Consider the following 23776-nt stretch of genomic DNA (forward strand, 5'->3'; position numbering starts at 1 on the left):
GTTGGCTTTTGCCAGGTGCAGAGCCATAATCTAACTGGCTGAATGGATGTAATAGAACCAACCTCCCTCGACGCATTATACCGGTAAGGAAATAGTGATGTTAGACAGACTGGCGATGGTGTTTATCCTGTTAGGCATTTGTACTTCCCTGATGATTATCAAAGACATCCTACGCCGTCCGCACCCGGTGCGGATTATGAATCTGGTGTGGCCGATCACCGGACTTTATATGCCGTTTTTTGGCTGGCTGGCCTGGTGGTTTTTTGCGCGGAAAAGTCGTTCGGTCTCCTTACTCCGCATCTCCCGAGGCAAGCAGCAACCCGAGTTAAAGCAAATTTTTTCCACTACCAGCCACTGTGCCGCCGGCTGTGTATTAGGTGATATCGTTGCGATTCCGATAATTTCAATGCTGAACTACATCCCTTTTCACTCTTTGTTGATCGCCCACGCTATTCTGTCGCTGATCCTGTCGCTGATTTTTGGGGTCGCGCTGCAATTTTTCGCCCTGAGACAAATAGAAGGCTTCTCTCTATTTCGCGCGCTATGGCGGGCAATTAAAACTGATGTGTTTTCGCTGATGGTTTATCAGGCGGGGATGTTTCTCTGCCTTGAACTGGCGTTTCGCTTTATTTTGCATGGCCAGATTGAACCGCGCCTGCTGAGCTTCTGGTTTATGCTGCAAATTGCCTTAATGATCGGTTTTGTCTTTGCATGGCCGGCGAATAAGTTCCTGCTACAACGTGGGATTAAGCCCGTTATCTAGCGACAAAAACCCCTTCCGCGCATCCCAAGGTGGAAATGATTTGCGTGCGCCGCGTTGTAGTCAGGACCAATCGAATTGCCATAATATCGGCAGCTCTGTTGAAAAATCTGGTGCAACCACTGCGCGTCATTTCCCTGGCGGGGCCATGTTTTTAAGACGCCAATCTGCTGACCGTTCGCCAGCCTGAAGCCAGACATATCAAGGGCATCGGCCGTGGCATGCTCGCTTAACCTTCCCTCTGCCCGATGATAGATATTCCGACAGGCATAGCTGCCAAGATGGTCGATACGCACCAGTGGCGACCCCAACTCTGCCGCAGCGAGCGGTTTGACGGTCTGCGTGACAAACATCGTGCTGCTGACCGCCAAAGAACAACTGGCCAGAAAACTGGCGCTCAGGCGTACGTCGCCAAAACGTTGCACTCTGATCGGCGCAGGTAACGGACAGCTGCCCGAAGTGGGCGCGGGTTGACTGAAGCTGAGATAGCCCTGTTGTTGGGCCTGTTCTAACACGGCGAGGCACGCCTGCGGATCGCCCGCGAGGCGTTGCAGCTTATAGCGGGTGATAAATGTGGGTGAGTCCGTCACTTGCAGCGGCGTGAAGGGATTCCAGGCTGAAGGCAGATTTTTGGCAAACCAGGGCGTAATCGCCACCAGGAGCAGTAAAATGCCGCCAACAATCAACAATCCTTTCATTTTATCGGTTTTCCCCCTGCCCTAAGCTCCAGATCCGTCAGGCTTTGATCAGCCGGAAATCAGAATTAAACAGTGTAGCGGCGTTTTTGTGCAATCGGTCGGGTTATACCGAACTTTACCTGCCATTCCGGGGCTTTTACGTTAAGCTTTGCGCCGTAAAAGCCTTCAGAGCTTACATAACATCACGTAAAGGACAGGAAAACGTTATGGTTGACCAACCAAAAGAGACGCTTCTCGATGAAGAAGCCCCGGGCGAGCTCCGGCGCACCCTGCACAATCGTCATATCCAACTCATCGCTATCGGTGGTGCCATCGGCACCGGCCTGTTTATGGGCTCCGGTAAAACCATCAGTCTGGCCGGTCCGTCGATCATTTTTGTGTATATGATCATCGGCTTTATGCTGTTTTTCGTCATGCGCGCCATGGGCGAGCTGCTGCTGTCAAACCTTGAGTATAAGTCGTTCAGTGATTTCGCCGCCGATCTGCTCGGTCCCTGGGCCGGCTATTTCACCGGCTGGACCTACTGGTTCTGTTGGGTGGTGACCGGCATCGCCGACGTGGTGGCCATCAGCTCCTACTTCCAGCTCTGGTTCCCCGATTTCTCTATATGGATGAGCGCCCTGCTTTGTATCGCGGTGTTCCTGTCGCTGAATATCGCGACGGTGAAACTGTTCGGCGAGATGGAGTTTTGGTTTGCCATCATCAAGATTGTTGCCATCGTTGCGCTGATTGCCACCGGGATTGTGCTGGTGGCAATGCATTACCCTTCACCGGGCGGCGGCAAAGCAGCCATCAGCAATATCTGGGATCATGGCGGCATGTTCCCGAAAGGCTTAAGCGGCTTCTTTGCGGGCTTCCAGATCGCCGTCTTCGCCTTTGTGGGTATCGAGCTGGTCGGAACGGCGGCGGCTGAAACCCACGATCCGAAGAAGGTTCTGCCGCGGGCAATAAACGCCATTCCGCTGCGCATCATTATGTTTTACGTGCTGGCGCTACTGGTGATCATGGCGGTGACGCCATGGAACAGCGTGGTTGCTGACCGCAGCCCGTTCGTTGAGATGTTTATGCTGATTGGCTTACCCGCTGCGGCCAGCATCGTTAACTTTGTGGTGCTGACCTCGGCGGCGTCGTCCGCTAACAGCGGCATCTTCTCCACCAGCCGTATGCTGTATGGCCTGGCGCAACAGGGTGTGGCACACCGTCGCTTTGGCATGCTTTCCCGCCGGGCGGTGCCGACCACCGGCCTGTTCTTCTCGTGCCTGTGTCTGCTGGGCGGCGTTGCCTTGATTTACCTGATCCCGAACGTGATGCAGGTGTTCACGCTGGTCACCACCGTGTCAGCGATCCTGTTTATGTTTGTCTGGACGATTATTCTCTGTTCATACCTGGCCTACCGCAAAAAGCGCCCTGAACTGCATGCGGAGTCCAGCTATAAAATGCCGATGGGTAAGTTTATGTGCTGGGTGTGCATCGCGTTCTTCGCGTTTGTGCTGGTGCTGCTGACGCTGCAGGAGGATACCCGTCAGGCGCTGATGGTGACGCCAATCTGGTTTATTCTACTGGGAATTGGCTGGTGGTTACGTCAGAGAAAACAGGCGTAATGTGATGCTGGTGGGCCGCTCAGGCCCACCATTTTTTAGCGAACCCGAATCCCTTCGATCACCATCCGCTGCACGTTTTCTACCGTCTGATTGAAAAAGCCTTCATCATTTAACGTCTGCCCGGTCACCGCTTCGATCTGAGTTGAAAAATCGGCGTAGTGTTGGGTCGTGGCCCACAGCATAAAGATCAGATGATGCGGTTCAACAGCCGCCAGTTTTCCCTGATTTATCCAGCCTTCAATCACCGCCGATTTCTCATCCACCAGCCCTTTCAGATCGCCTTCCAGCTCCCCTTTCAGCAACGGTGCGCCCTGAAGCATTTCCATGCAGAACAGGCGTGATGCCTGCGGATGATCGCGCGACACCTCAAGCTTAAGCCGGATGTAGTCCTTGATCGCCACTAAGGGTTGCTGGTCTTCCCGCAACGCACGCAGTGGCGCCAGCCAGACATCAAGAATGTCCTTCAGCACCGCAATATAGAGGGCTTCTTTTGACGGGAAGTAGTACAGCAGGTTGGTTTTAGAAACGTCAGCCCCTTCGGCCACTTTATCCAGGCTGGTGCCATGCACGCCAAATTGTGAAAACAGCGCCAGTGCCGCAGTGAGGATCGCCGTGCGTTTCGCTGCTACCGCACGTGAGCGACGCGTGGGCGCCTTCACCGATGTCTTATCTGTAGAATTCACTGAGACCTCATACTCCATGTGGGGTGCCGGGATGATAGCAAAACCCCTCGCCCGGACCTAATGCACTTAAATTGACCACGATGCCTGCTTTCTGTGCACCTGATTTTGACCAAATGGTCTGTTTTAGACCATTTACTCCAGAAAAATTTAACACAAATATTTCAACACACTGATTACTAGCACCTTTTATAAACTGGCACAGCGTTTGCAATTATCTCAACAAGCGCCGCTTCAGGGAGAGTGCAGGATGCATTGCAGCGCACAACTTTACCCTAACGCACACCCAGAGGTATCCCAATGAAAATCGGTGTCTTTATCCCAATTGGCAACAACGGCTGGCTGATCTCCACCAACGCGCCGCAATACATGCCGACCTTTGAACTGAATAAAGCGATTGTGCAGAAAGCCGAGCATTATCACTTCGACTTTGCGCTGTCGATGATCAAACTGCGTGGCTTTGGCGGCAAGACCGAGTTCTGGGATCATAACCTTGAATCCTTCACCCTGATGGCTGGCCTCGCTGCCGTCACTTCGCGCATCGAAATCTATGCCACGGCGGCCACGCTGACGCTGCCGCCGGCCATTGTGGCGCGCATGGCTTCCACGGTTGATTCCATTTCTAACGGCCGCTTCGGGGTGAACCTGGTGACTGGCTGGCAGAAACCGGAATACGATCAGATGGGTATCTGGCCTGGGGATGAATACTTCGCCCGTCGCTATGACTATCTGACCGAATACGTCTCGGTGTTGAAAGATCTGTGGGGCACCGGCAAATCCGATCTGAAAGGTGAGTTCTTCACCATGAACGATTGTCGCCTCAGCCCGCAACCGCAGAAGCCGGTCAAGGTGATCTGTGCCGGCCAAAGCGATGCCGGTATGGCGTTCTCAGCGAAACATGCTGACTACAACTTCTGCTTTGGCAAGGGCGTGAATACCCCAACCGCCTTCGCCCCAACCGCCACCCGTATGAAAAAAGCCGCCGATGAAGTGGGCCGTGATGTCGGATCTTTCGTTTTGTTTATGATCATTGCCGATGAAACCGACGAAGCCGCCCGGGCGAAGTGGGAACACTATAAAGCCGGCGCAGACGAAGACGCGCTTTCGTGGCTGACCACACAAAGCCAACAGGATAAAACGTCGGGCAGCGACACCAACGTACGCCAGATGGCCGACCCGACATCCGCCGTCAATATCAATATGGGTACGCTGGTCGGCTCTTATGCCAACGTGGCACGCATGCTTGATGAAGTCGCGACCGTTGAAGGAACCCAAGGCGTGTTGCTGACGTTTGATGATTTTTTACAAGGCATTGAGAAATTTGGCCAACGCATCCAACCGCTGATGCAGTGCCGTACCGATATCATTGAAGCCGCGAAGGAGGTTGCGTAATGAGCAGTAAAGAGCCGGTAGTGTGCACAACAGCGTCGACTAAAAACTGCATTACCCTGCCCGCGCGGCCGGAGCCGATTGCCTTTCCGCCGGAGCAGACCGCTTTGATCGTGGTGGATATGCAGAATGCTTACGCCACCACCGGCGGCTATCTGGATCTGGCGGGATTTGATGTGTCCGCTACCCGCCCGGTGATCGATAACATCAACGTGGCGGTGAAAGCCGCCCGTGAAGCCGGCATTCTAATTATCTGGTTCCAGAACGGTTGGGACGATCGGTATGTTGAAGCCGGTGGCCCAGGCTCGCCTAACTGGCACAAATCCAACGCGCTGAAAACCATGCGCCAGAATCCTGAACTGGAAGGCAAGCTGCTGGCGAAAGGCGGCTGGGATTATGATCTGGTCGATCAGCTTGTCCCGCAACCCGGCGATATCGTGCTGCCGAAGCCACGCTACAGCGGCTTCTTCAATACCGCGTTAGACAGCATGTTGCGCAGCCGTGGCATTCGCCATCTGGTATTTACCGGCATCGCCACTAACGTCTGCGTTGAATCAACGTTGCGCGACGGTTTCTTCCTGGAGTATTTCGGCATTGTACTGGAAGACGCCACCTATCAGGCCGGTCCGCTCTTCGCCCAGCAGGCCGCCATCTTCAATATTGAGACGTTTTTCGGCTGGGTGTCTGATGTTTCGACCTTTTGCTCCGCCCTGCAAACCGAAGCCGTGCCGCAACAACAAACGGCCTGAAACCTGACCTGACTGGAGAGTGCGCAATGCCGAAAACCATTATTACCCCACCGGGAACCAGCGTGCCGATAGCGCCGTTCGTCCCCGGCACGCTGGCCGATGGCGTGGTGTATGTCTCGGGCACATTGCCCTTTGATAAAGATAATAACGTGGTGCACGTCGGCGATGCCGCCGCGCAAACCCGCCATGTGCTGGAAACCATTAAAAGCGTGATTGAAACCGCGGGCGGCACCCTGGACGACGTGACCTTTAACTCGATTTTCATCACCGACTGGAGCAACTACGCGGCGGTGAACAGCGTGTATGCCGAGTATTTCCCTGGCGAAAAACCGGCGCGTTTCTGCATTCAGTGTGGTCTGGTGAAACCCGATGCACTGATCGAGATCGCCAGCGTTGCCCATATCGGTAAGTAGCGGAGGAAGACATGCATATTGAGCTCTCAGGATCGACCGATCCTCAGGCCAGAACGCTGGTGCTTTCTGCCGGGTTAGGCGGCCTGGCTAACTTCTGGTTGCCGCAGCTAAACGCACTGCGTGAACACTATCGGGTGGTGGTGTATGACCAGCGTGGCACCGGGCGCAGTCCCGACACGCTGCCGGCAGGCTACAGCATGGGCGATATGGCGGCTGAACTGGCTCACGAGCTGGCGGCTTTGGGGATCGAAAGCTATGACGTCATTGGCCATGCGCTGGGCGGTATGGTGGCGATGCAGCTGGCGGTGGACTTTCCACAACGCGTCGGAAGGCTGGTGATTGTTAATGGCTGGCTCAGGCTGAATGCGCATACCCGCCGCTGCTTCACCGTTCGACAGGAGTTGCTGCTCAATGTCGGCGTTGAATCCTATGTTCGCGCACAGCCCCTGTTTCTCTATCCTGCCGACTGGCTGGCAGATAATCAGGCACGTATCGAAGCTGAAGATGCGCTGCACGCCGCACATTTTCAGGGGACAGAAAACTTGCTGCGCCGTCTGACCGCATTGATGGCCTGCGATTTCACCGAACTTGCCGGCCAGATCGCCCAGCCGGTGCTGTTGATCTGTTCACAGGACGATCTGTTGGTGCCCTGGACCTGCTCGCAAACCCTGCTGGAGGCGTTGCCAAACGCCACGCTGGAAAAAATGGCCTGGGGCGGTCATGCGATGAGCGTCACCGACAGCAGCACCTTTAATCCACTGTTACTGAACTGGCTGAGCGATACCCCGGCCTCATCCCCTGCTGAACTGGAGCTGATATGGCAGAAGCCCTGAATTCCCTCGCGTTAGAGACGTTGTTTACCGCGGCACGGACGCACAATGGCTGGCAGGATCGTCCGGTTACCGACGCGCAAATCCACCAGCTGTATGACTTGTTAAAGATGGGCCCAACCTCGGCGAACTGCAGCCCTGCGCGCTTCTGTTTTATCCGCAGTGAGGAAGGCAAAGCCAGGCTGAAGCCAACGCTCTCCAGCGGTAATCTGGAAAAAACCCTGAGCGCGCCGGTGACGGCGATCGTGGCCTGGGATCCGGCGTTCTTTGACCAGCTGCCACAGCTCTTCCCACATGCCGATGCAAAATCCTGGTTCACCAGCAGCCCGGCGCTGGCGGAAGAGACCGCATTTCGCAACAGCTCGCTGCAGGCGGCCTACCTGATCACCGCCTGTCGCGCGATGGGCTTAGACACCGGTCCGATGTCTGGCTTCGATCGTGCGGCGGTTGATGCGGCGTTCTTTGCGGAAAGCGGCTGGAAAAGCAATCTGCTTATCAACATCGGCTATGGCGATGCCAGCAAAGTGTATGCGCGCCTGCCACGTCTCTCATTTGCAGAAGCCTGCACCCTCGAGTAAGGAAATGATCATGTCTCTGGCGACCCTGTCGCCCGCGGTAACGTCGGGCGTAGAAAAACAAGATTTTCGCAATGCGATGGCGCGCCTGGGTGCGGCCGTCAATATTATCACCACCGACGGCCCCGCCGGTCGCGCAGGTTTTACCGCCTCTGCCGTGTGCAGTGTGACCGATACGCCGCCAACCCTGCTGGTGTGTCTGAATCGCTCGGCGTCCGTGTATGAGGTGTTCAAAACCAATCAGCAGCTCTGCGTTAATACGCTGGCTGCGGGACATGAATCGTTATCCAACCTGTTTGGCGGTAAAACGCCGATGGCCGAACGCTTTATCGCGGCTGAATGGTCGACGCTGGTGACCGGCTCGCCGATTCTGGCCGGCGCGGTGGCGTCGTTTGATTGCAAAATCACCCAGGTGATGAGTGTCGGTACCCATGATGTGCTGGTCTGCGAAGCCCAGGCATTAGTCTGTAACGATGAAACACACGGCCTGATCTATTTCGATCGCGGCTATCACCATTTACTGCGGCAGGAAGCCTGATCCCGCCGACGGCGGGCAATGCTTTATTCACTTCTCTGGAGAAGACGATGGCGAGTTCCTGGTTTCCTGTATGGCGTAAGCAGTCCGCATCAGCGCAAGGGTTAGTGGCACCGGATGAAACCCTGCCGCTGGGACAAACGGTAATTATGGGGCTTCAGCACGCGGTCGCGATGTTTGGTGCCACGGTTCTGATGCCATTGCTGATGGGATTAGATCCCAATCTGTCGATCCTGATGTCCGGCGTCGGCACGCTGCTGTTCTTCCTGATCACGGGCGGACGCGTGCCCAGTTATCTTGGGTCGAGCGCCGCGTTCGTGGGCGTGGTGATTGCGGTGACGGGGTTCAATGGTCAGGGCATCAACCCTAACCTTGGCGTGGCGCTGGGCGGCATTATTGCCTGCGGCCTGGTCTATACGCTGATTGGTTTTGTGGTGATGAAAGTGGGCACCCGCTGGATTGAGAAGCTGATGCCGCCGGTGGTGACCGGCGCCGTAGTGATGGCAATTGGGCTGAACCTCGCGCCGATTGCGGTACGCAGCGTCTCCTCATCGATGTTCGATAGCTGGATGGCAGTGATGACCGTGCTCTGTATCGGTATTGTGGCGGTATTTACCCGCGGCATGGTGCAACGGCTGCTGATCCTCGTCGGCCTGATTGTCGCCTGTGCCATCTATGCCGTGCTGACCAACGGGCTCGGGCTGGGTAAACCGATCGATTTTAGCCTGATGGCTGCCGTGCCGTGGCTGGGCTTCCCGACCACCACCTCACCCATTTTCGACAGTCATGCGATGTTCCTGATTGCGCCGGTGGCGGTGATCCTGGTGGCAGAAAACCTCGGGCATATCAAAGCGGTGGCGGGGATGACGGGCAAAAACCTCGATCCGTATATGGGCAGAGCCTTTGTCGGTGATGGCCTGGCCACCATGCTTTCCGGTGGCGTGGGCGGCAGCGGTGTCACCACCTATGCTGAGAATATTGGCGTGATGGCGGTAACCAAGGTGTATTCCACCCTGGTGTTTGTTGCGGCAGCGGTGATTGCCATCCTGTTAGGATTCTCGCCGAAGTTCGGCGCGTTAATTCACACCATCCCAGGCCCGGTGATCGGCGGTGCATCCATCGTGGTATTTGGTTTGATTGCCGTGGCGGGTGCGAGGATTTGGGTGCAGAACAACGTCGATCTTGGGCAGAACAACAACCTGATTATGGTGGCGGTCACGCTGGTACTGGGTGCCGGAGACTTTGCCCTGAAGATCGGTAACTTCACCATGGGCGGGATCGGGACGGCGACCTTTGGCGCGATTATCCTCAACGCTATCCTGACGCGTCGTAAAGCTGCCGTGCTTAACAGCAACGACGTCGTGCATCAGGACAATTAATTCACTTCCGCTTTATCAGGCGAAGGGTCAACCTTCGCCTTTTTTTTGCGCTTCAGCTTCAACTCACTGACCAGCACGCCGACGACGATCAGTGCGCCGCCAATCAGTGCCGCGCCAGGCAAACGCTCACCGGCAACCCGACCAACGATCCCCGCCCACACCGGCTCACCGGCATAAATCACCGTGGCACGCGTTGGCGACACGCTGCGCTGCGCCCAGTTCATCGTCACCTGTATTAACGCACTGGCCAGCCCCAGACCAATGGCGCTGAACAGCAGATAGGGCGAAAACGGCGGTGCCGATTCACCATTGGGGACCATCAGCGCGAACGCCAGCAGTGAAGCGCCCGCCAGCTGGATGATCGTGACGCGTTTGACATCCACTTTGCCGGCACTGGCGCTGATCAAAATGATTTCAGCGGCAATTGCCAGCGTGCTCATTAAGGTGGCAATTTCACCGGCGCCAAATGCCAGCGAATCTCCGTCCGGCCCCGCCAACAACATCAGACCGGTGAAAGCCAGCGCCACGCCGATCCACGACATCAGGCCGGGCAAGCGTCCCAGGAAAAGCCATTGCAGTAGCGGCACCAGCGGCACATACATTGCGGTAATAAAGGCGGATTTACTGCTACTGATGGTTTGCATGCCATAGGTCTGTAAGCCATACCCACAGCCAATGGCGATGCCGATTAATGTCCCGGCTTTGATTTCAGCCCAGGTGATGCCGCGCAACGAACGCCATGAAATCGCGCCCAGCACCAGCGCGGCAGTGGCAAATCGGGTGCCGACAAAGAAAAATGGCCCGCTTACGGTCATCGCATGATGGACTGCCAGAAAAGTTCCGCCCCAGATCATGGTAATCAGGACCAGCACAATCTCTTGTGGCGTAAACGACAGTTTATAGCGGGAAAGTAAGGCAGACATAGCAGGCTCGGTTGAGAATTTGGCGCTAGTGTGCCGGGAGGGAACGCAGTGGTCAACTCTGTGACGTAACCGCCGGGGAAAGACCCGACGGTTTCAGGCGAGGCTAAGCTTCGGAATCGGTTTTAGTCCGACTGCCACGGCTATTGCGTCCCCCCTTTTCGCCAGCCTGTGAAGCACGTTGAGGGTCATTTTTAAAATTCCCTCCGCTGACTTTGCCGCCTTTGCGACCTGCTTCTGATGCTCTTTTACGGTCTTCAGCGAAATTTCCAGATCCACCACGATGTTCTGCCATTTCTTACCTCCGAATAGTTAAGCCATCATACTGCTTTATCACGATTAGCCTTCAGGCCTTCCGTGACGGCAATCGGGGAGAGAACACTCCCGGCCGCGTTACTAAGCATAGATTATCAAGCCTGAAGTGGTGAAAAAAACGCCTGAGCACGGCTCACAAAACGGCAAATTCCTTTAAACAGCCTGAATTATTGCATTATTGACGCTAATCTTTATGTCCATCCCGCCACCCGCATTGCGCGCGTTTTAAGCAAAAGGACCGCTTCCTTCTGCATGACCCGTCAGGCTCTTCTATACTTTCCTGATTGCCTTCAGGGCCTGATTTTGACCCCAATCATCCAACAACCAGTCGACGAGGGAACAAATGGCAAAGATTCTGGTGCTCTATTACTCCATGTACGGACATATCGAAACCATGGCCAATGCGGTTGCAGAAGGCGCAGGTCGGGTTAGCGGAGCGGAAGTGACAATCAAGCGCGTACCTGAAACCATGGACGCAGAACGCTTCGCCCAGGTGGGCGGTAAAACGCAGCAGTCGGCAGCGGAAGCGACCCCGGAAGAACTGCCGCAATATGATGCCATATTGCTCGGCACCCCAACCCGCTTCGGTAATATGGCCGGTCAGATGCGTACCTTCCTTGACCGCACGGGTGGCCTTTGGGCATCAGGTGCGCTGTACGGCAAGCTGGCCAGCGTGTTTGCCTCAACGGGTACCGGTGGCGGACAGGAACAGACCATCACTTCGACCTGGACCACCCTCGCCCACCACGGCATGGTGATCGTGCCGATTGGTTATGGCACCAAAGAACTCTTTGATATATCGCAGGTGCGTGGCGGTACGCCTTATGGCGCCACAACCATTGCCGGCGGTGACGGTTCGCGACAACCCAGCGAAGAAGAGCTGAATATTGCCCGTTATCAGGGTGAATATGTCGCCGGCCTGGCAGTAAAACTGAACGGATAACCTCAATCAGGAGACTATTATGGCAACGCAACAATCGAAAGCTCATCATGTAGGCGAGTGGGCAAGCCTGCGCAGTACCTCTCCGGAAATTGCGGAGGCCATTTTTGAAGTGGCTAACTACGATGAGAAACTTGCCGAAGGCATCTGGGAGCAGCAAGGCAGTGACGAAGTGCTGCTCAGGGCCTTTGAGAAAACCGATCAGGACGTGCTGACCTGGGATAACAAAGTCGTCGAGCGAAAAAACGTTTAGCACCAAAATCGGTATTCGGGGCGGATTTATCCGCCCTTTTTATTGTTTTACGCCCTCAGAAACGTCCGAAACCACTAACTACTCACGTTGTGAAACCATCGTTTTTCTACCAGGCTTAATGCCATATTCATTAGCCTGTCCGCCAGGCCGATTACTCGAAAAGGAGTGCAGTATGTCTTACCAGACAATTAATCCCGCCAGTAATAAGCTTGTCAAAACCTGGAGCGATCACAACGACCAGCAGGTTGAACAGGCGTTAAAGACCGCGGATGATCTTTATCATTCAAGCTGGTCCAAAGGCGATATCCAACCGCGTCTGCAGGTGCTGAAAAAAATGGCTGACCTGATTGACGCTCGCGTTGAAGAACTGGCAAAAACGGCCAGTGTTGAGATGGGTAAACTGATCAATCAGAGTCGCGGCGAAGTGCAGCTTTGCGCGCAGATTGCCCGTTATTACGCAGAAAATGCTGAACGCTTCCTTGCCCCTACCCGTTATCCAAGCGAGCTGGGCGAAGCCTGGGTGGAAAATCACCCTATTGGGGTGCTGGTTGCCGTTGAGCCCTGGAACTTCCCGTTCTATCAGCTAATGCGCGTACTGGCGCCGAATCTGGCCGCCGGTAACCCGGTGCTGGCAAAACATGCCGCCAATGTCCCTCATTGCGCCACGCTGTTCGAAGAGCTGGTGACCGAGGCCGGTGCGCCAAAAGGTGCCTGGACTAACCTGTTTATCAGCAACGATCAGGTTGCCTCACTGATTGCTGACGATCGTGTGCAGGGTGCTGCGCTGACCGGCTCTGAACGTGCCGGGAGTGCCGTGGCACAACAAGCCGGTAAATACCTGAAAAAAACCACGCTGGAACTCGGCGGTAATGACGTCTTTGTGGTGCTGGATGACTGTGACCTTGATAAGGCCGTGAAGGCCGGCGTCGGTGCCCGTCTCAGCAACTGTGGTCAGGTGTGTACCGCAGCTAAACGCTTTATCGTGCATGAAAAAGTGGCAGATGCCTTCTTCGAAAAATTCACCCAGGCTTTCCGTGACGTGAAGATTGGCGATCCGCTGGATGAAAGCACCACGCTGGGCCCGCTATCTTCCTCCACGGCACGCGATACGCTGGTGAAACAAGTTGAGCAGGCGGTGTTTAAAGGCGCCAAACTGCATATCGGCGGTAAAGTGGTTGCCGGTGAAGGCTGCTTCTACGAGCCCACTATCCTCTCCGGTATCACCCGTGATAATCCGGCCTATTTTGAAGAGTTCTTTGGCCCGGTCGCGCAGGTTTACGTGGTGAAGGATGACGAGGAGGTGGTTAAACTCGCCAACGATTCTCACTATGGTCTGGGTGGTGCGGTATTTAGTAAAGATATTGCCCGTGCCAGGAAACTGGCTTCACGAATCGAAACCGGCATGGTGTATATCAATTCCGCCAGCGATACGTCGGCCGAGTTGCCATTTGGCGGCGTGAAACGTTCAGGCTATGGTCGTGAACTGTCTGATTTGGGTATCAAAGAGTTCGTTAACCAGAAACTGGTCGTGGTCAGCAGTGACTGATTGCTAACGGCATCTGCCCAAAAAGAAAAGGCCGACAGTGAATGTCGGCCTTTTTATTGCGTGCGAATCAGACTCAGGAAGACTTTTCAGTCTCTGGCTGCGCAGGAGTGGCAGGCTCATCGGCGTTAGCTTTTTCCGCCTTGGCTTTATCGGCTTTATCAGCCTTATCCTTCGCCGCTTTATCTTTCGCAGCCTGCTCAGCCGCGGCTTTGTCAGCAGCCGCCTTGTCTTTGGCTGCCTGCTCGGCTGCGGCTTTATCAGCTGCCGCCTTTTCTGCAGACGCTTTAGCCTGAGCGGCTTTATCTGCCGCAGCCTGATCGGCCGCTGCTTTAGCCGCAGCCACTTTATCAGCAGCCGGATCTTTCGCGGCCGTTGGTGCGGCTGGTGCTTCAGCTGCCGGAGCTGCTGGAGCTGCTGGTGCAGGTTGCGGCGCGCTTGCCGCCATCGGCGTTCCCTCAATGGCTTTATTCAGCACCTGAGTAAACTGATCCCATGGGCAGAAGCCATTGGCATCGGTCTGGCAACCGTTCATTTGCAGCGTGACACGCTTAGGAGGCGTATCCAGCGACAGCGGCGTTGCATTACGCAGCTGATCGGTAGACTGGTAAACGTACTCAACCTTCACCAACTCACGATTGTTTTTCTTGTCGTGCCAGCGCTGGAACTGAATCATCCCACCAATAGGCGTGCGCTCGTTTTGCTCTGGCAGCGTGTAAGCTTTGAAATCCAACGCCGTCAGCAGGGAGGCGATATTCGAATCATGGCCGACCATCAGCGTCACTTTCGGCGCGGAGGCTTTATCTTCATCCACTAACATACTGCGGATATAATCGACCAGTGGTGCTGCGACGTCACGCGCCACTTCTGGCGTAGTAAACAATGTGTCCTGATAGCCATTTTTGATGGCGGACAGCTCTTTCCACTGCTCAGGTGTCTTGATCTGGCCCCAGGCGACCTGATCCAGCGGCATCCCTTCGTAATATTGCAGGGTGAAGGCATCCACCAGCGAATTCCCGACTTTTAATGGACCCGAAACGTTCGGCTCTTTACCATTTTCAGCGGTGAATTTGTTCTGATTATCACTGGAGAGATCGCACTGCTTTTTGCCATCACAGGCAGCAGAGGATTTGTAATCGATGATTTTTTCCAGACGCTGGAAGGCCGGTTTGAGTGCCAGTTTTTCACCCGCGCTGTTCATGCCGGTCAACGCCTGCTTGTTGAAGCCTTCGCTGCTGTCGGTAATCACCGGGTTGAACACCGGATCCATCGCGCCCATTTCATCCTGATGAGACACCTGAATGTCACATCCCGGGAACGCACCGGTGATAAAGAACTGCGCGGTGGCGACGGTACGCTGCAGGCTGTTGGCGTAGGCGTAAACATCGTCAGAGGCTGGACATTCGCCGTCGGCGATCAGCCCTTGCTGCGCAAGCCACTCACGGGTGTAACGGCCCATGTAAACTTCAAGCACGCCGCCCTTGGTCGTCAACTGTCCACCTGGCACATCCCACTTAGGCCAGGCCTTTTTAGTGGACTGAGCCAGCACGCTGCCATTATCAGCCAGCGGCGCACGGAGGTTATGGCGGCTCATCATTAACACTTGCTCAAGCTGGTAATCGTCGTCAGCAGCATAAGCTGAAATGCCGGTGAGTGCCGAGCAGACTGCTAATGCGCAAAGACTAAACTTTTTAATCATGTGTTTTTCCATTGATTCAAGGTAAATCACCCGGCCGTAATATGGCGATGCGGTTGGTTAAAAATTCGCAACAACGCAAATGAGGCTCGCTCGGCGTTCCTGGAAATTCAGGCCAGGGGTGGGCATTCTTCATTGGTGTTGAGAATATAGCAGAGTATCGCCTTTGCCGTTGAGTCGCATCAGGAGATTGAAAAGAAACGGGATGTTTTTCGGAATGCTCTAATAAACGAACGTGTTAGCGAAGAAAAAAGCGGGGAAGGCAGAAAGCAAAACGGGCCAGCCTAAGCTAACCCGTTGAATTTGATGGTGGAGAGGCAGAGATTCGAACTCTGGAACGGTTTCCCGTCGCCGGTTTTCAAGACCGGTGCCTTCAGCCACTCGGCCACCCCTCCACACTAGTACCAGTCACCGTTTCAAAGAGTGGCTAAACTCCCTGAGCAACTGATGGGGCGCAGTATAGGGGATGCCGATCGCTTTGCCAAGCATAATTTTGGCTAGTTTGTTGAATTATTGCGCTTTTATGCAATTTTTTTTCATCTGTTCAACAAACGGTCAATTGGCGGTTTTATTGCGCCCATAGCAAAACGGGCCAGCTTTCGCTGACCCGTTAAATTAGATGGTGGAGAGGCAGAGATTCGAACTCTGGAACGGTTTCCCGTCGCCGGTTTTCAAGACCGGTGCCTTCAGCCACTCGGCCACCCCTCCACAATGAGGCGAACTATAAACACCCTCCCGGTCGATGTAAAGTGTGTTGCGGTTCAATCGCCTGAAAAACAGTCGATCGGCGTTTATTTGCTGGCAATATCGCCACTCTGCTTACTTAAACAGCCGACTATCGCGTAAAGAAGGGTAAAACGCCTTTCCCCGCTTCGCCCTGCTCCCTATTCTCACAGGTAAATTGGTGACCCAAAGAGGCTCTTTTATGGATCGCATTGTTTCGAGTACCCGTGGCAGCTCCTTAATTACCACCCACAAGGTGCTGCGCAATACCTATTTCCTGCTGGGGCTGACGCTGGCCTTTTCTGCCGTTACCGCTACCTTGAGCACCGTTTTCGCCCTGCCCGCGCCAGGCTTCATTCTGATGCTGGTCGGCTTTTACGGGCTGATGTTCCTGACTTACCGCCTGGCGGACAGCCCTACCGGCATTCTGGCGGCGTTCGCCTTTACCGGTTTCCTCGGCTACTGCCTGGGCCCAATCCTCAACTCATTGCTGTCTGCAGGGATGGGTGATGTGATTGGTCTGGCATTAGGCGGCACCGCACTGGTGTTCTTCAGCTGTTCTGCCTACGTGCTAACCACCCGTAAGGATATGTCCTTCCTGGGTGGCATGATGATGGCCGGGTTTGTGGTATTGCTGGTTGCCGTCGTGGCAAACATCTTCCTCAACATTCCGGCATTGCATATGGCAATCAGCGTGTTGTTTATCCTGTTCTCTTCAGGTGCCATCCTGTGGGAAACCAGTAACATCATTCACGGCGGCGAAACCAACTATATTCGCGCGACCGTTAGCCTGTACGTGTCGATCTATAACATCTTCGTCAGCCTGTTGAGCATTCTGGGCATGTCATCGCGCAGTAATTAATAGCCCGCAGTTGACGCAACAGTAAGAGCCCCGCCCTGCGGGGCTTTTTTTATGTGCCGGATTAAAGCTGCCAGTAAGAGGCAGACTACCCACAGCTGGCCGCAGTTTGCTAAACTGGGCGGCTTAGCAAATCAGACAGAGGCAAGACGGTGTTATTCCAGGGCAAAGAAATTGAACGTGACGCGCAGGGTTATCTGAAGTCCACGATGGACTGGAGTGAAGCGCTGGCTCCGTTACTGGCAGAAGAAGAGGCCATTGAGCTGACTGACGCACACTGGGAAGTGGTGCATTTCGTCCGTGCCTTCTATCTGGAGTTCAATACCTCCCCGGCGGTGAGAATGTTAGTTAAAGCCATGGCGCAAAAATACGGTGAAGAAAAAGGCAATAGCCGCTACTTATTCCGCCTGTTCCCAAAAGGCCCGGCAAAACAAGCAACTAAAATTGCCGGCTTGCCTAAACCGGCCAAATGCCTTTAAGTACTAACCGGTAGTGAAGCCGTTTGGCAAGTCGCGCGGTTGATGAGGTTCCTCGAGCACCCTTTCTACGCGGGCACTTCTGGGGCCGCCGTCTTTAAGCCAGGTAAGTAACGTCTGCACGTCACCCTCTTCACCACAGGCCAGCACTTCAACGCTGCCGTCATTCAGGTTCTTCGCATACCCCTTGAGCCCCAGCGCTTTGGCCTGATGTTGCGTGCTGTAGCGGAATCCCACGCCCTGAACCACACCGTGAACCCAGGCTTTTACGCAGACAGTAGTCATATTTCTTCTCCTTTCACGACGCAGATTGCATTTTAACGGTTGGCACCGGACAATAACCGCTGATTCTTTACTGTATAAGCATAGCAAATATGACTGTTCGTTTGATTCTTGCCAAAGGACGTGAAAAATCCTTACTTCGCCGCCATCCGTGGATCTTTTCTGGTGCTGTTGCTCGTCTTGAGGGAAAAGCCGAGTCGGGTGAAACTATTGACGTCTGTGACAGCCAGGGCAACTGGCTGGCTCATGCTGCCTGGTCACCCGTGTCGCAGATCTCTGCCCGTGTCTGGAGCTGGGAACAGGACGAAACGATTGATACCGACTTCTTTATCCGCCGTCTCAAGGCTGCGCAATCTCTGCGCGACTGGCTGGCAGCGCGCGATAACCTCGACAGCTATCGCCTGATTGCCGGTGAATCTGACGGTCTGCCTGGCGTGACCATTGACCGCTACGGCAAGTTCCTGGTCCTGCAATTGCTGTCGGCTGGCGCAGAATATCAACGTGCTGCGCTGATCTCCGCGCTGCAGAGCTGCTACCCGGACTGTGCGATTTACGATCGCTCGGACGTTGCAGTGCGTAAAAAAGAAGGTCTTGAACTGACTCAGGGCAACGTCCTGGGCGACACGCCGCCAGAGCAGTTACCGATTGTTGAGCATGGCATGAAGTTACTGGTCGATATCCAGGGCGGCCACAAGACCGGTTACTACCTCGATCAGCGTGACAGCCGTATGGCGACTCGCCGCTATGCGAAAGATCGCCGGGTATTGAACTGCTTCTCTTACACCGGTGGTTTTGCAGTTTCCGCGCTGATGGGCGACTGCAAACAGGTTATCAGCGTCGATACGTCACAAGGCGCGCTGGACATTGCCCGCCAGAATGTTGAGCTGAACGGGCTGGATCTGTCGAAAGCCGAGTTCCTGCGCGATGACGTGTTTAAGCTGCTGCGCCGCTACCGTGATAGCGGTGAGAAATTCGATCTGATCGTGATGGACCCGCCGAAATTTGTCGAAAACAAAAATCAGCTGGCCGGTGCTTGCCGTGGCTATAAAGATATCAATATGCTGGCGATGCAGCTGTTGAACCCGGACGGCATGCTGCTGACCTTCTCCTGCTCAGGGCTGATGCCAACCGATCTCTTCCAGAAAATCATTGCCGATGCCGCGCTCGATGCTCAACGTGATGTACAATTTATAGAGCAGTTCCGGCAGGCGGCCGATCATCCGGTGATCGCCAGCTATCCGGAAGGCATGTACCTGAAAGGATTTGCCTGCCGCGTCCTGTGACTTGAAAAAGCTGTCCCTGTCCCCATCTTGGTAGCAGGGCACTGTTTCTCAGGAGGTCACGATGATTGCCAGCAAATTTGGACTCGGACAACAGGTGCGGCATAAGCTGCACGGTTTCCTCGGTGTAGTGGTAGATGTGGATGCGGAATATTCACTGGACGATGATCCCGAAGAGGATGAGGTTGCCACCAGCGAATCGCTGCGTGAAGCGCCATGGTATCATGTCGTGATGGAGAATGAAGACGGCGAGACCGTTCATACTTATCTGGCAGAAGCCCAGCTTTCGTGGGAGCTGCCGGGCGACCATCCGGAACAACCTTCCATGGATGAACTGGCCGCGTCAATTCGCGAACAGTTGCAGGCGCCACGCCTCAGGAACTAATGCAAAATCCCCGCCTGGCGGGGTTTTTTTTAGCCTTTTTCCAGCCCTAAGCGCGGGATCTCGATTTTAGGGCAGCGATCCATCACCACCTTTAATCCCGCTTCTCCCGCCAGCACCGCAGCCTGCTCGTTAATCACCCCAAGCTGAAGCCACAAAGATTTCGCCCCCACCGCGATCGCTTCCTGGGCGACACCCCAGGCCGCTTCGGCATTACGGAACACATCCACCATGTCGATCGGTTCAGGAATGTCTTCCAGCTTTTCGTAAACTTTTTGTCCCTGCAGCGTCTGGCCTGCCAGCTTTGGGCTGACCGGCGTCACTTTGTATCCCTGCGACAGCAGATAAGCCATCACGCCATAACTGGCCCTGGCGGGTTTATCACTCGCTCCAACCAGCGCGATATGTTTAGTGGAGGTCAAAATGTCGGCAATTATTTTATCTTGCATGCAGCTCTCCTTATCAGACTGATTAACAGTTTATGCGCAGTGTGGCTGTTGGGAAAACAGCTCAGGCAGAAGATGCCAATTCCTGAATATATAGCACGAATAAATATGTTAAAATGTTAATATGCTGCCATACTGAAAGACTTTGATACACTCGACGTGTTTGCCTGCCCTCGCCTCTGGAGAATAAATGAAGCTGCGTTTGGTCATTACAGGCGTTTTAGCTTTGCTGGTTGCGACTACGGTCCATGCCACCACGCTCAAACTCGCCCCTGATATTGACCTGTTGGTGCTGGACGGCCGAAAAATTTCTGGTTCGTTATTAAAAGGTGCTGAAGGGCTCGAACTCGAGCAGGGACAGCATCAGGTATTGTTTCGCGTCGAGAAAAGCCTGAAAAAAGATGCTCAAATGGCCACGCCATGGGTTTCTACTCCATTGATCGTCACGTTCACCTCTCAGGCAAAATCAGTCACCATCACGTTGCCGCCGCTAACCACCACCGTGCAGGGCAAAATGTTTGATAAACATCCCACTTTCCAGCTGCTTAACGAGCATGGTGCGGTGGTTGAGAGTCAGCAAGACCATTTGCTGGTCAAAGCTGACAATAACTATGAGCAGGCCATGGTGGTGTATAACCTGAAAGGCAACGTCGCCTCAGTACCTCGCTTTGCCCAGGGACAAACCTCCACTACCCCAATCAGTAATGATTCCCAGGACTTTGCCAACGGCAATCATGCCGGCAGCCGGGTATTGCAGCTGTGGTATCAACAGGTTGATTCCGCCACCCGCCAACGCTTTGTGATGCTGATGCGCGCCCTGCGTACCAGTTGATGTCTGCACGCCTTCCGCCTACACTCGATACGCTTTATCAGGCAGTTCCCCTCATCTGATTGACGTGAAACCAGGAAGCCGGAATGGATCAGACCACCCGTAAAATTCAGGAAAAGAAACACATTGCGCTGGTTGCGCATGACCATTGCAAAACATCGTTGATGGAGTGGGTCGATATACACAAAGACGTGTTACAGGCTCATACCCTTTATGCGACAGGCACCACGGGCAACCTTGTCCAGCGTGCAACTGGCCTGCCGGTGACGGCAATGTTGAGTGGCCCGATGGGCGGCGACCAGCAGGTGGGTGCCTTGATTTCCGAAGGGAAAATTGATGTGCTGTTTTTTTTCTGGGATCCGCTAAACGCCGTGCCACACGATCCAGACGTTAAGGCGTTATTGCGCCTTGCAACAGTATGGAATATTCCAGTGGCGACCAACCGCGCAACCGCCGACTTTATTATCCGCTCACCGTTATTCGCGCAGGCCGTAGATATCATCATTCCAGATTATCAGCGCTATTTGCAGGAACGTCTGAAGTAAACTGATGAGCGTGCAACGGCACGCTCATCCTGCCAATTTAAGGTTTACGCAGCACCGGAACACCCAGCCGCTTAATCTCGTCGACAAATCCCGATGGGTTCTCTTTATTAAACAGCAGCCACACCTGCTGCTTCGCACGCGTTATGGCGACATACGCTAACCTGCGCTCTTCTGCATCGGGGAAGTCTTCCGGCTGGGGTAACAACGCCTGCTCCATGACGGACTCTCTGGCCGCTGCGGGGAAGCCATCCTTGCCGTTTTGCAAACCCAGCAATATCACATAATCCGCCTGCTGCCCTTTACTGGCATGGATGGTGGTGAAATCAATCCGCAATTTTGGCCAGCGGGTTTTGGCTTTTTCCAATACTGCCGGGCGGATATGGTGATAACGGGCAAGGATCAAAATCCGCTCATCCGCGGTGGCATAGCCGCTAATTTTATTCAGCAATGCCTCCAGCTGATCTTCCGGCAGGAGGGAAATCGACTTTTTATTGCCTTTGGTCAGGCTGTTCAGCGGTTTTTTCAATTGATGCGGGTTGCTCTGCACAAACTTATTGGCAATTTCACCAATTCGATCGTTAAAGCGGTAGGTGGTATCCAGCACGCAGCGGTCGCCCTCACCAAAGTGATGATGAAACGCGGTGGTCAGGGTCATCTCAGCCCCGCTGAAGCGATAGATCGCCTGCCAGTCATCGCCAACGGCAAACAGCGCCGTCTGCTTGTTCTGTCTTCTGAGGGCGGCGAGCAGCGCCGCACGCTGAGGCGAGATATCCTGGAATTCATCGACCAGGATATGCTTCCACGGGCTGATAAACCGGCCTTTATCAAGGATGTTGACCGCCTGATGGATCAAGCCGGAGAAATCTACCGCCCCTTCTTCTTTCAGGGCGCTTTTCCAGGCCTTCATCAAAGGCGCCATCAGCTTTACGCGTTTGGAAAAGAGATCGCGCACCTCTTCAGGAGCTGATTCAATCATTGCCGCCTGCGCGCCGCCATGCATTCGCATCAATCCAAGCCATCGCTCAAGCCTGCTGGCCAGACGTTTGGCAAGCCGCTCTTCTTTCCAGTAATCACCTTCGCCGATTTCCCACTCCAGCTCGTCCTGCAACCATTGCCGCCAGCCATTGGCATGGGCTTTCTTTTCCCCACACTGCTGGCGCCAGACGTCAATTAACAGCTTATGGCGCAGCGTCGTATCGGTTTCGAGCTTGCTGATGGAAGGGGATTTATTGCTGCCCTGCTGGATGATGTTCAAAGCCAGTGAGTGAAACGTGCGGGCCTGAATACCGTCGGTATTCAGCCGGGCTTTGATGCGCTCGTTCATCTCTTCAGCGGCCTGACGACCAAAGGCCAGCAGCAGGATCTGTTCTGCGCTGGCTTGTTTGCGCATCAGTAACCATCCTGCGCGGGCGACCAGCACGGATGTTTTGCCACTCCCCGCACCCGCCAGCACCAGCAGCGCATCCTCACCATTCACCACCGCTTTTGCCTGGGAACTGTTGAGAGGGGACGTCTCGACGGTATTGAAGAAATCGGCGTACTGCGCCAGCATTTTTTCTGACCACTGACCGTTGCGCTTCTGCCGTTGTGCATCGCTGTTATTCAGCCAGGCGAGGCAGAACTGATAGTTTTCGCGGCAGTTATCAAACTCATCCAGACGCTCTACCGGCAGTGGCAATGAGGAGAACGCCTCCTGAATGGCGGTACGCCAGCCGGCCATATCGCTGCGCTTCAACCATTTATCCTGCTGTTCACCCTCCTGTAAGCGGGTGACCAGTTGCTGTAGGACTTCAGAGGAGACCAGGCTCATCTCCTCACTCCATTGCTGCCAGGCCTGGTTGAGGTAATGATAGAAACGTTGGGTTTCCTGCCATTCGGTGCCATGCAGGCGCACGACTTTATCTTCAGGCAGGGCAAATTCGAGTTCGCCCCAAACCATCCCGCGTTTACATTTGATGGCTAACAGCTGGTTAAACGGAATAAGGTATTCATGTTTTTCACCACTCACCTCAACGCCTGCGGCCAACATTCGTACCCGATTGTAGGGATGCTGCGCCAGATGTTTGCCCAGCGACGTTGCTTTCAGTTCCATGACCTGCCTCTGGCTGTGGTTGCTTTTAATGGGCTGTAGTTTAGCTGGCAGGAGTGTACCGCTCCAGAGTTAAAACGCGCTACAATCAACGCATTGTATTTTTGAGCTCCGCGCTCTGTTAGGGAAACGACCAATGCGTACTGTTTTAAACATTCTGAATTTTATTCTGGGCGGTTTTCTGACCACGCTTTCGTGGCTGTTTGCGACCGTTGTCAGCATCATTTTTATTTTTACCTTACCGCTCACCCGTTCCTGCTGGGAAATCACCAAGCTTTCGTTACTGCCTTACGGTAACGAAGCCGTGCATGTAGATGAGCTGGAACCCGGCCGCAAAAATGCGCTGATGAATTCGGGCGGCACGCTGCTGAATATCATCTGGCTGGTCTTCTTTGGCTGGTGGTTGTGCGTGATGCATATCATGACCGGTATCGCCCAGTGCATCACTATCATCGGCATTCCGGTTGGGATTGCGAATTTCAAAATCGCCGCCATCGCATTGTGGCCGGTAGGCCGCCGCGTCGTCAGCGTCGAAGTGGCACAAGCCGCGCGTGAAGCTAACGCCCGCAGCCGGTTCAACTAGTTTCTG

27 protein-coding genes and 2 tRNA genes are annotated in these 23776 nt (G+C 54.4%); 19 read left to right on the forward strand and 10 right to left on the reverse strand.

The genetic code is table 11. From position 1 onward, the window contains the following. Positions 1 to 97 precede the first annotated feature (97 nt). Entirely contained in the window at positions 98 to 763 is a 666-nt protein-coding gene (locus tag AC0IXH_RS09170; protein ID WP_013201594.1) for a DUF4396 domain-containing protein, read from the forward strand. On the opposite strand, the gene AC0IXH_RS09175 is transcribed toward AC0IXH_RS09170, so the two are convergent. Continuing rightward, positions 760 to 1458 (reverse strand): extensin-like domain-containing protein, encoded by a 699-nt coding sequence (locus AC0IXH_RS09175; protein ID WP_013201593.1) that lies wholly within the window; start codon positions 1456 to 1458, stop codon positions 760 to 762. The genes AC0IXH_RS09170 and AC0IXH_RS09175 overlap by 4 nt on opposite strands. 206 nt (positions 1459 to 1664) lie before the next feature. Here AC0IXH_RS09175 and cycA point away from each other — a divergent pair, with 206 nt between their 5' ends. After that, positions 1665 to 3059 carry a D-serine/D-alanine/glycine transporter gene (gene cycA, locus AC0IXH_RS09180; protein ID WP_013201592.1) on the forward strand — a complete coding sequence of 465 codons (1395 nt, stop codon included), beginning with the start codon at positions 1665 to 1667 and terminating at the stop codon, positions 3057 to 3059. A 35-nt stretch (positions 3060 to 3094) separates the two neighbouring features. On the opposite strand, the gene rutR is transcribed toward cycA, so the two are convergent. Then, positions 3095 to 3760: an HTH-type transcriptional regulator RutR gene (rutR, locus tag AC0IXH_RS09185; protein WP_013201591.1), complete on the reverse strand. Its 666-nt coding sequence runs from the start codon at positions 3758 to 3760 to the stop codon at positions 3095 to 3097. Positions 3761 to 4039: 279 nt separating this feature from the next. Here rutR and rutA point away from each other — a divergent pair, with 279 nt between their 5' ends. Genes rutA through rutG form a run of 7 tightly spaced genes read left to right on the forward strand, consistent with a single transcriptional unit; the run spans position 4040 to position 9609 of the window. Further along, the gene (rutA, locus tag AC0IXH_RS09190) at positions 4040 to 5131 is read left to right on the forward strand and encodes a pyrimidine utilization protein A (protein ID WP_013201590.1); all 1092 of its coding nucleotides are present in this window, start codon (positions 4040 to 4042) and stop codon (positions 5129 to 5131) included. Beyond that, positions 5131 to 5877, forward strand: coding sequence for a pyrimidine utilization protein B (gene rutB / locus AC0IXH_RS09195; RefSeq protein ID WP_013201589.1), 747 nt, complete (start codon positions 5131 to 5133; stop codon positions 5875 to 5877). The genes rutA and rutB overlap by 1 nt, the downstream gene beginning before the upstream one ends. A 26-nt stretch (positions 5878 to 5903) precedes the next feature. Beyond that, complete coding sequence (rutC, locus tag AC0IXH_RS09200) at positions 5904 to 6290, forward strand: pyrimidine utilization protein C (RefSeq protein ID WP_013201588.1); 387 nt, start codon at positions 5904 to 5906, stop codon at positions 6288 to 6290. Positions 6291 to 6301: 11 nt separating this feature from the next. Beyond that, positions 6302 to 7123 carry a pyrimidine utilization protein D gene (gene rutD, locus AC0IXH_RS09205; RefSeq protein WP_346566075.1) on the forward strand — a complete coding sequence of 274 codons (822 nt, stop codon included), beginning with the start codon at positions 6302 to 6304 and terminating at the stop codon, positions 7121 to 7123. Then, positions 7108 to 7698 (forward strand): malonic semialdehyde reductase, encoded by a 591-nt coding sequence (locus tag AC0IXH_RS09210; protein ID WP_346566074.1) that lies wholly within the window; start codon positions 7108 to 7110, stop codon positions 7696 to 7698. The genes rutD and AC0IXH_RS09210 overlap by 16 nt, the downstream gene beginning before the upstream one ends. A gap of 10 nt (positions 7699 to 7708) precedes the next feature. Then, on the forward strand, positions 7709 to 8233 hold the full coding sequence (gene rutF / locus AC0IXH_RS09215; RefSeq protein ID WP_013201585.1) for an NADH-dependent FMN reductase RutF: 525 nt from the start codon (positions 7709 to 7711) through the stop codon (positions 8231 to 8233). 47 nt (positions 8234 to 8280) lie between these two features. Next, positions 8281 to 9609: a pyrimidine utilization transport protein G gene (rutG, locus tag AC0IXH_RS09220; RefSeq protein WP_013201584.1), complete on the forward strand. Its 1329-nt coding sequence runs from the start codon at positions 8281 to 8283 to the stop codon at positions 9607 to 9609. On the opposite strand, the gene AC0IXH_RS09225 is transcribed toward rutG, so the two are convergent. Both AC0IXH_RS09225 and AC0IXH_RS09230 read right to left on the reverse strand, forming a co-directional pair. Beyond that, positions 9606 to 10532 (reverse strand): DMT family transporter, encoded by a 927-nt coding sequence (locus tag AC0IXH_RS09225; RefSeq protein ID WP_013201583.1) that lies wholly within the window; start codon positions 10530 to 10532, stop codon positions 9606 to 9608. The genes rutG and AC0IXH_RS09225 overlap by 4 nt on opposite strands. Before the next feature lie 103 nt (positions 10533 to 10635). Further along, complete coding sequence (locus tag AC0IXH_RS09230) at positions 10636 to 10824, reverse strand: con-10 family general stress protein (RefSeq protein WP_071822109.1); 189 nt, start codon at positions 10822 to 10824, stop codon at positions 10636 to 10638. A 363-nt stretch (positions 10825 to 11187) separates the two neighbouring features. Between AC0IXH_RS09230 and wrbA the strand changes: the two genes are divergently transcribed. From wrbA to AC0IXH_RS09245, 3 genes are all read left to right on the forward strand, one after another. Next, positions 11188 to 11787: an NAD(P)H:quinone oxidoreductase gene (gene wrbA / locus AC0IXH_RS09235; RefSeq protein WP_013201582.1), complete on the forward strand. Its 600-nt coding sequence runs from the start codon at positions 11188 to 11190 to the stop codon at positions 11785 to 11787. A 19-nt stretch (positions 11788 to 11806) separates the two neighbouring features. After that, positions 11807 to 12037 carry a YccJ family protein gene (locus tag AC0IXH_RS09240; RefSeq protein WP_013201581.1) on the forward strand — a complete coding sequence of 77 codons (231 nt, stop codon included), beginning with the start codon at positions 11807 to 11809 and terminating at the stop codon, positions 12035 to 12037. Between the two features lie 172 nt (positions 12038 to 12209). Next, positions 12210 to 13583, forward strand: coding sequence for an NAD-dependent succinate-semialdehyde dehydrogenase (locus AC0IXH_RS09245; RefSeq protein WP_471720350.1), 1374 nt, complete (start codon positions 12210 to 12212; stop codon positions 13581 to 13583). Positions 13584 to 13656: 73 nt separating this feature from the next. On the opposite strand, the gene agp is transcribed toward AC0IXH_RS09245, so the two are convergent. The 3 genes from agp to AC0IXH_RS09260 form a co-directional block, all read right to left on the reverse strand. Next, positions 13657 to 15279, reverse strand: coding sequence for a bifunctional glucose-1-phosphatase/inositol phosphatase (gene agp / locus AC0IXH_RS09250; protein ID WP_346594918.1), 1623 nt, complete (start codon positions 15277 to 15279; stop codon positions 13657 to 13659). Positions 15280 to 15583: 304 nt separating this feature from the next. After that, a tRNA-Ser gene (locus AC0IXH_RS09255) sits at positions 15584 to 15671 on the reverse strand. Between the two features lie 225 nt (positions 15672 to 15896). After that, positions 15897 to 15984 (reverse strand) — tRNA-Ser (locus tag AC0IXH_RS09260). Positions 15985 to 16201: 217 nt separating this feature from the next. On the opposite strand from AC0IXH_RS09260, the gene yccA reads away from it, so the two are divergent. Next, a complete protein-coding gene (gene yccA / locus AC0IXH_RS09265; protein ID WP_013201578.1) occupies positions 16202 to 16861 on the forward strand; it encodes an FtsH protease modulator YccA in 660 nt (219 codons plus the stop codon). A 149-nt stretch (positions 16862 to 17010) separates the two neighbouring features. Continuing rightward, complete coding sequence (gene tusE, locus AC0IXH_RS09270) at positions 17011 to 17337, forward strand: sulfurtransferase TusE (RefSeq protein WP_053145730.1); 327 nt, start codon at positions 17011 to 17013, stop codon at positions 17335 to 17337. A 3-nt stretch (positions 17338 to 17340) separates the two neighbouring features. Here the strand turns inward: tusE and yccX are convergent, their stop codons facing one another. Next, positions 17341 to 17619, reverse strand: a complete 279-nt coding sequence (yccX, locus tag AC0IXH_RS09275) for an acylphosphatase (protein WP_013201576.1) — start codon at positions 17617 to 17619, stop codon at positions 17341 to 17343. An 89-nt stretch (positions 17620 to 17708) separates the two neighbouring features. Here yccX and rlmI point away from each other — a divergent pair, with 89 nt between their 5' ends. Together rlmI and hspQ are read left to right on the forward strand one after the other, a co-directional pair. Continuing rightward, a complete protein-coding gene (rlmI, locus tag AC0IXH_RS09280) occupies positions 17709 to 18899 on the forward strand; it encodes a 23S rRNA (cytosine(1962)-C(5))-methyltransferase RlmI (protein WP_346566067.1) in 1191 nt (396 codons plus the stop codon). A 61-nt stretch (positions 18900 to 18960) separates the two neighbouring features. Continuing rightward, positions 18961 to 19281 carry a heat shock protein HspQ gene (hspQ, locus tag AC0IXH_RS09285; RefSeq protein ID WP_013201574.1) on the forward strand — a complete coding sequence of 107 codons (321 nt, stop codon included), beginning with the start codon at positions 18961 to 18963 and terminating at the stop codon, positions 19279 to 19281. Between the two features lie 29 nt (positions 19282 to 19310). On the opposite strand, the gene AC0IXH_RS09290 is transcribed toward hspQ, so the two are convergent. After that, positions 19311 to 19727 (reverse strand): CoA-binding protein, encoded by a 417-nt coding sequence (locus AC0IXH_RS09290; protein WP_013201573.1) that lies wholly within the window; start codon positions 19725 to 19727, stop codon positions 19311 to 19313. 187 nt (positions 19728 to 19914) lie between these two features. Here AC0IXH_RS09290 and AC0IXH_RS09295 point away from each other — a divergent pair, with 187 nt between their 5' ends. Continuing rightward, positions 19915 to 20556: a YccT family protein gene (locus tag AC0IXH_RS09295; protein WP_471720351.1), complete on the forward strand. Its 642-nt coding sequence runs from the start codon at positions 19915 to 19917 to the stop codon at positions 20554 to 20556. 83 nt (positions 20557 to 20639) lie between these two features. Continuing rightward, positions 20640 to 21098 carry a methylglyoxal synthase gene (mgsA, locus tag AC0IXH_RS09300; RefSeq protein ID WP_013201571.1) on the forward strand — a complete coding sequence of 153 codons (459 nt, stop codon included), beginning with the start codon at positions 20640 to 20642 and terminating at the stop codon, positions 21096 to 21098. A 37-nt stretch (positions 21099 to 21135) separates the two neighbouring features. Here mgsA and helD read toward each other — a convergent pair whose 3' ends face one another. Further along, entirely contained in the window at positions 21136 to 23190 is a 2055-nt protein-coding gene (helD, locus tag AC0IXH_RS09305) for a DNA helicase IV (RefSeq protein WP_471720352.1), read from the reverse strand. Between the two features lie 133 nt (positions 23191 to 23323). Between helD and AC0IXH_RS09310 the strand changes: the two genes are divergently transcribed. Next, positions 23324 to 23770, forward strand: coding sequence for a YccF domain-containing protein (locus AC0IXH_RS09310; RefSeq protein WP_013201569.1), 447 nt, complete (start codon positions 23324 to 23326; stop codon positions 23768 to 23770). The last annotated feature ends 6 nt before the right edge of the window (positions 23771 to 23776 follow it).

The sequence above is a fragment of the Erwinia sp. AC075 genome, from assembly GCF_979253995.1.

Bases quoted from the DNA above. Each gene is read 5' to 3' on its own strand.
- AC0IXH_RS09290 (WP_013201573.1), bottom strand. From the start codon at position 19,727: ATGCAAGATAAAATAATTGCCGACATTTTGACCTCCACTAAACATATC.
- AC0IXH_RS09230 (WP_071822109.1), bottom strand. From the start codon at position 10,824: ATGGCAGAACATCGTGGTGGATCTGGAAATTTCGCTGAAGACCGTAAA.
- AC0IXH_RS09210 (WP_346566074.1), top strand. From the start codon at position 7,108: ATGGCAGAAGCCCTGAATTCCCTCGCGTTAGAGACGTTGTTTACCGCG.
- agp (WP_346594918.1), bottom strand. From the start codon at position 15,279: ATGATTAAAAAGTTTAGTCTTTGCGCATTAGCAGTCTGCTCGGCACTC.
- AC0IXH_RS09225 (WP_013201583.1), bottom strand. From the start codon at position 10,532: ATGTCTGCCTTACTTTCCCGCTATAAACTGTCGTTTACGCCACAAGAG.
- AC0IXH_RS09240 (WP_013201581.1), top strand. From the start codon at position 11,807: ATGGCAACGCAACAATCGAAAGCTCATCATGTAGGCGAGTGGGCAAGC.
- rutA (WP_013201590.1), top strand. From the start codon at position 4,040: ATGAAAATCGGTGTCTTTATCCCAATTGGCAACAACGGCTGGCTGATC.
- rutC (WP_013201588.1), top strand. From the start codon at position 5,904: ATGCCGAAAACCATTATTACCCCACCGGGAACCAGCGTGCCGATAGCG.
- rutR (WP_013201591.1), bottom strand. From the start codon at position 3,760: ATGGAGTATGAGGTCTCAGTGAATTCTACAGATAAGACATCGGTGAAG.
- helD (WP_471720352.1), bottom strand. From the start codon at position 23,190: ATGGAACTGAAAGCAACGTCGCTGGGCAAACATCTGGCGCAGCATCCC.
- hspQ (WP_013201574.1), top strand. From the start codon at position 18,961: ATGATTGCCAGCAAATTTGGACTCGGACAACAGGTGCGGCATAAGCTG.
- rlmI (WP_346566067.1), top strand. From the start codon at position 17,709: ATGACTGTTCGTTTGATTCTTGCCAAAGGACGTGAAAAATCCTTACTT.
- yccX (WP_013201576.1), bottom strand. From the start codon at position 17,619: ATGACTACTGTCTGCGTAAAAGCCTGGGTTCACGGTGTGGTTCAGGGC.
- rutB (WP_013201589.1), top strand. From the start codon at position 5,131: ATGAGCAGTAAAGAGCCGGTAGTGTGCACAACAGCGTCGACTAAAAAC.
- rutG (WP_013201584.1), top strand. From the start codon at position 8,281: ATGGCGAGTTCCTGGTTTCCTGTATGGCGTAAGCAGTCCGCATCAGCG.
- yccA (WP_013201578.1), top strand. From the start codon at position 16,202: ATGGATCGCATTGTTTCGAGTACCCGTGGCAGCTCCTTAATTACCACC.
- AC0IXH_RS09310 (WP_013201569.1), top strand. From the start codon at position 23,324: ATGCGTACTGTTTTAAACATTCTGAATTTTATTCTGGGCGGTTTTCTG.
- AC0IXH_RS09175 (WP_013201593.1), bottom strand. From the start codon at position 1,458: ATGAAAGGATTGTTGATTGTTGGCGGCATTTTACTGCTCCTGGTGGCG.
- mgsA (WP_013201571.1), top strand. From the start codon at position 20,640: ATGGATCAGACCACCCGTAAAATTCAGGAAAAGAAACACATTGCGCTG.
- AC0IXH_RS09295 (WP_471720351.1), top strand. From the start codon at position 19,915: ATGAAGCTGCGTTTGGTCATTACAGGCGTTTTAGCTTTGCTGGTTGCG.
- AC0IXH_RS09170 (WP_013201594.1), top strand. From the start codon at position 98: ATGTTAGACAGACTGGCGATGGTGTTTATCCTGTTAGGCATTTGTACT.
- rutF (WP_013201585.1), top strand. From the start codon at position 7,709: ATGTCTCTGGCGACCCTGTCGCCCGCGGTAACGTCGGGCGTAGAAAAA.
- cycA (WP_013201592.1), top strand. From the start codon at position 1,665: ATGGTTGACCAACCAAAAGAGACGCTTCTCGATGAAGAAGCCCCGGGC.
- wrbA (WP_013201582.1), top strand. From the start codon at position 11,188: ATGGCAAAGATTCTGGTGCTCTATTACTCCATGTACGGACATATCGAA.
- AC0IXH_RS09245 (WP_471720350.1), top strand. From the start codon at position 12,210: ATGTCTTACCAGACAATTAATCCCGCCAGTAATAAGCTTGTCAAAACC.
- rutD (WP_346566075.1), top strand. From the start codon at position 6,302: ATGCATATTGAGCTCTCAGGATCGACCGATCCTCAGGCCAGAACGCTG.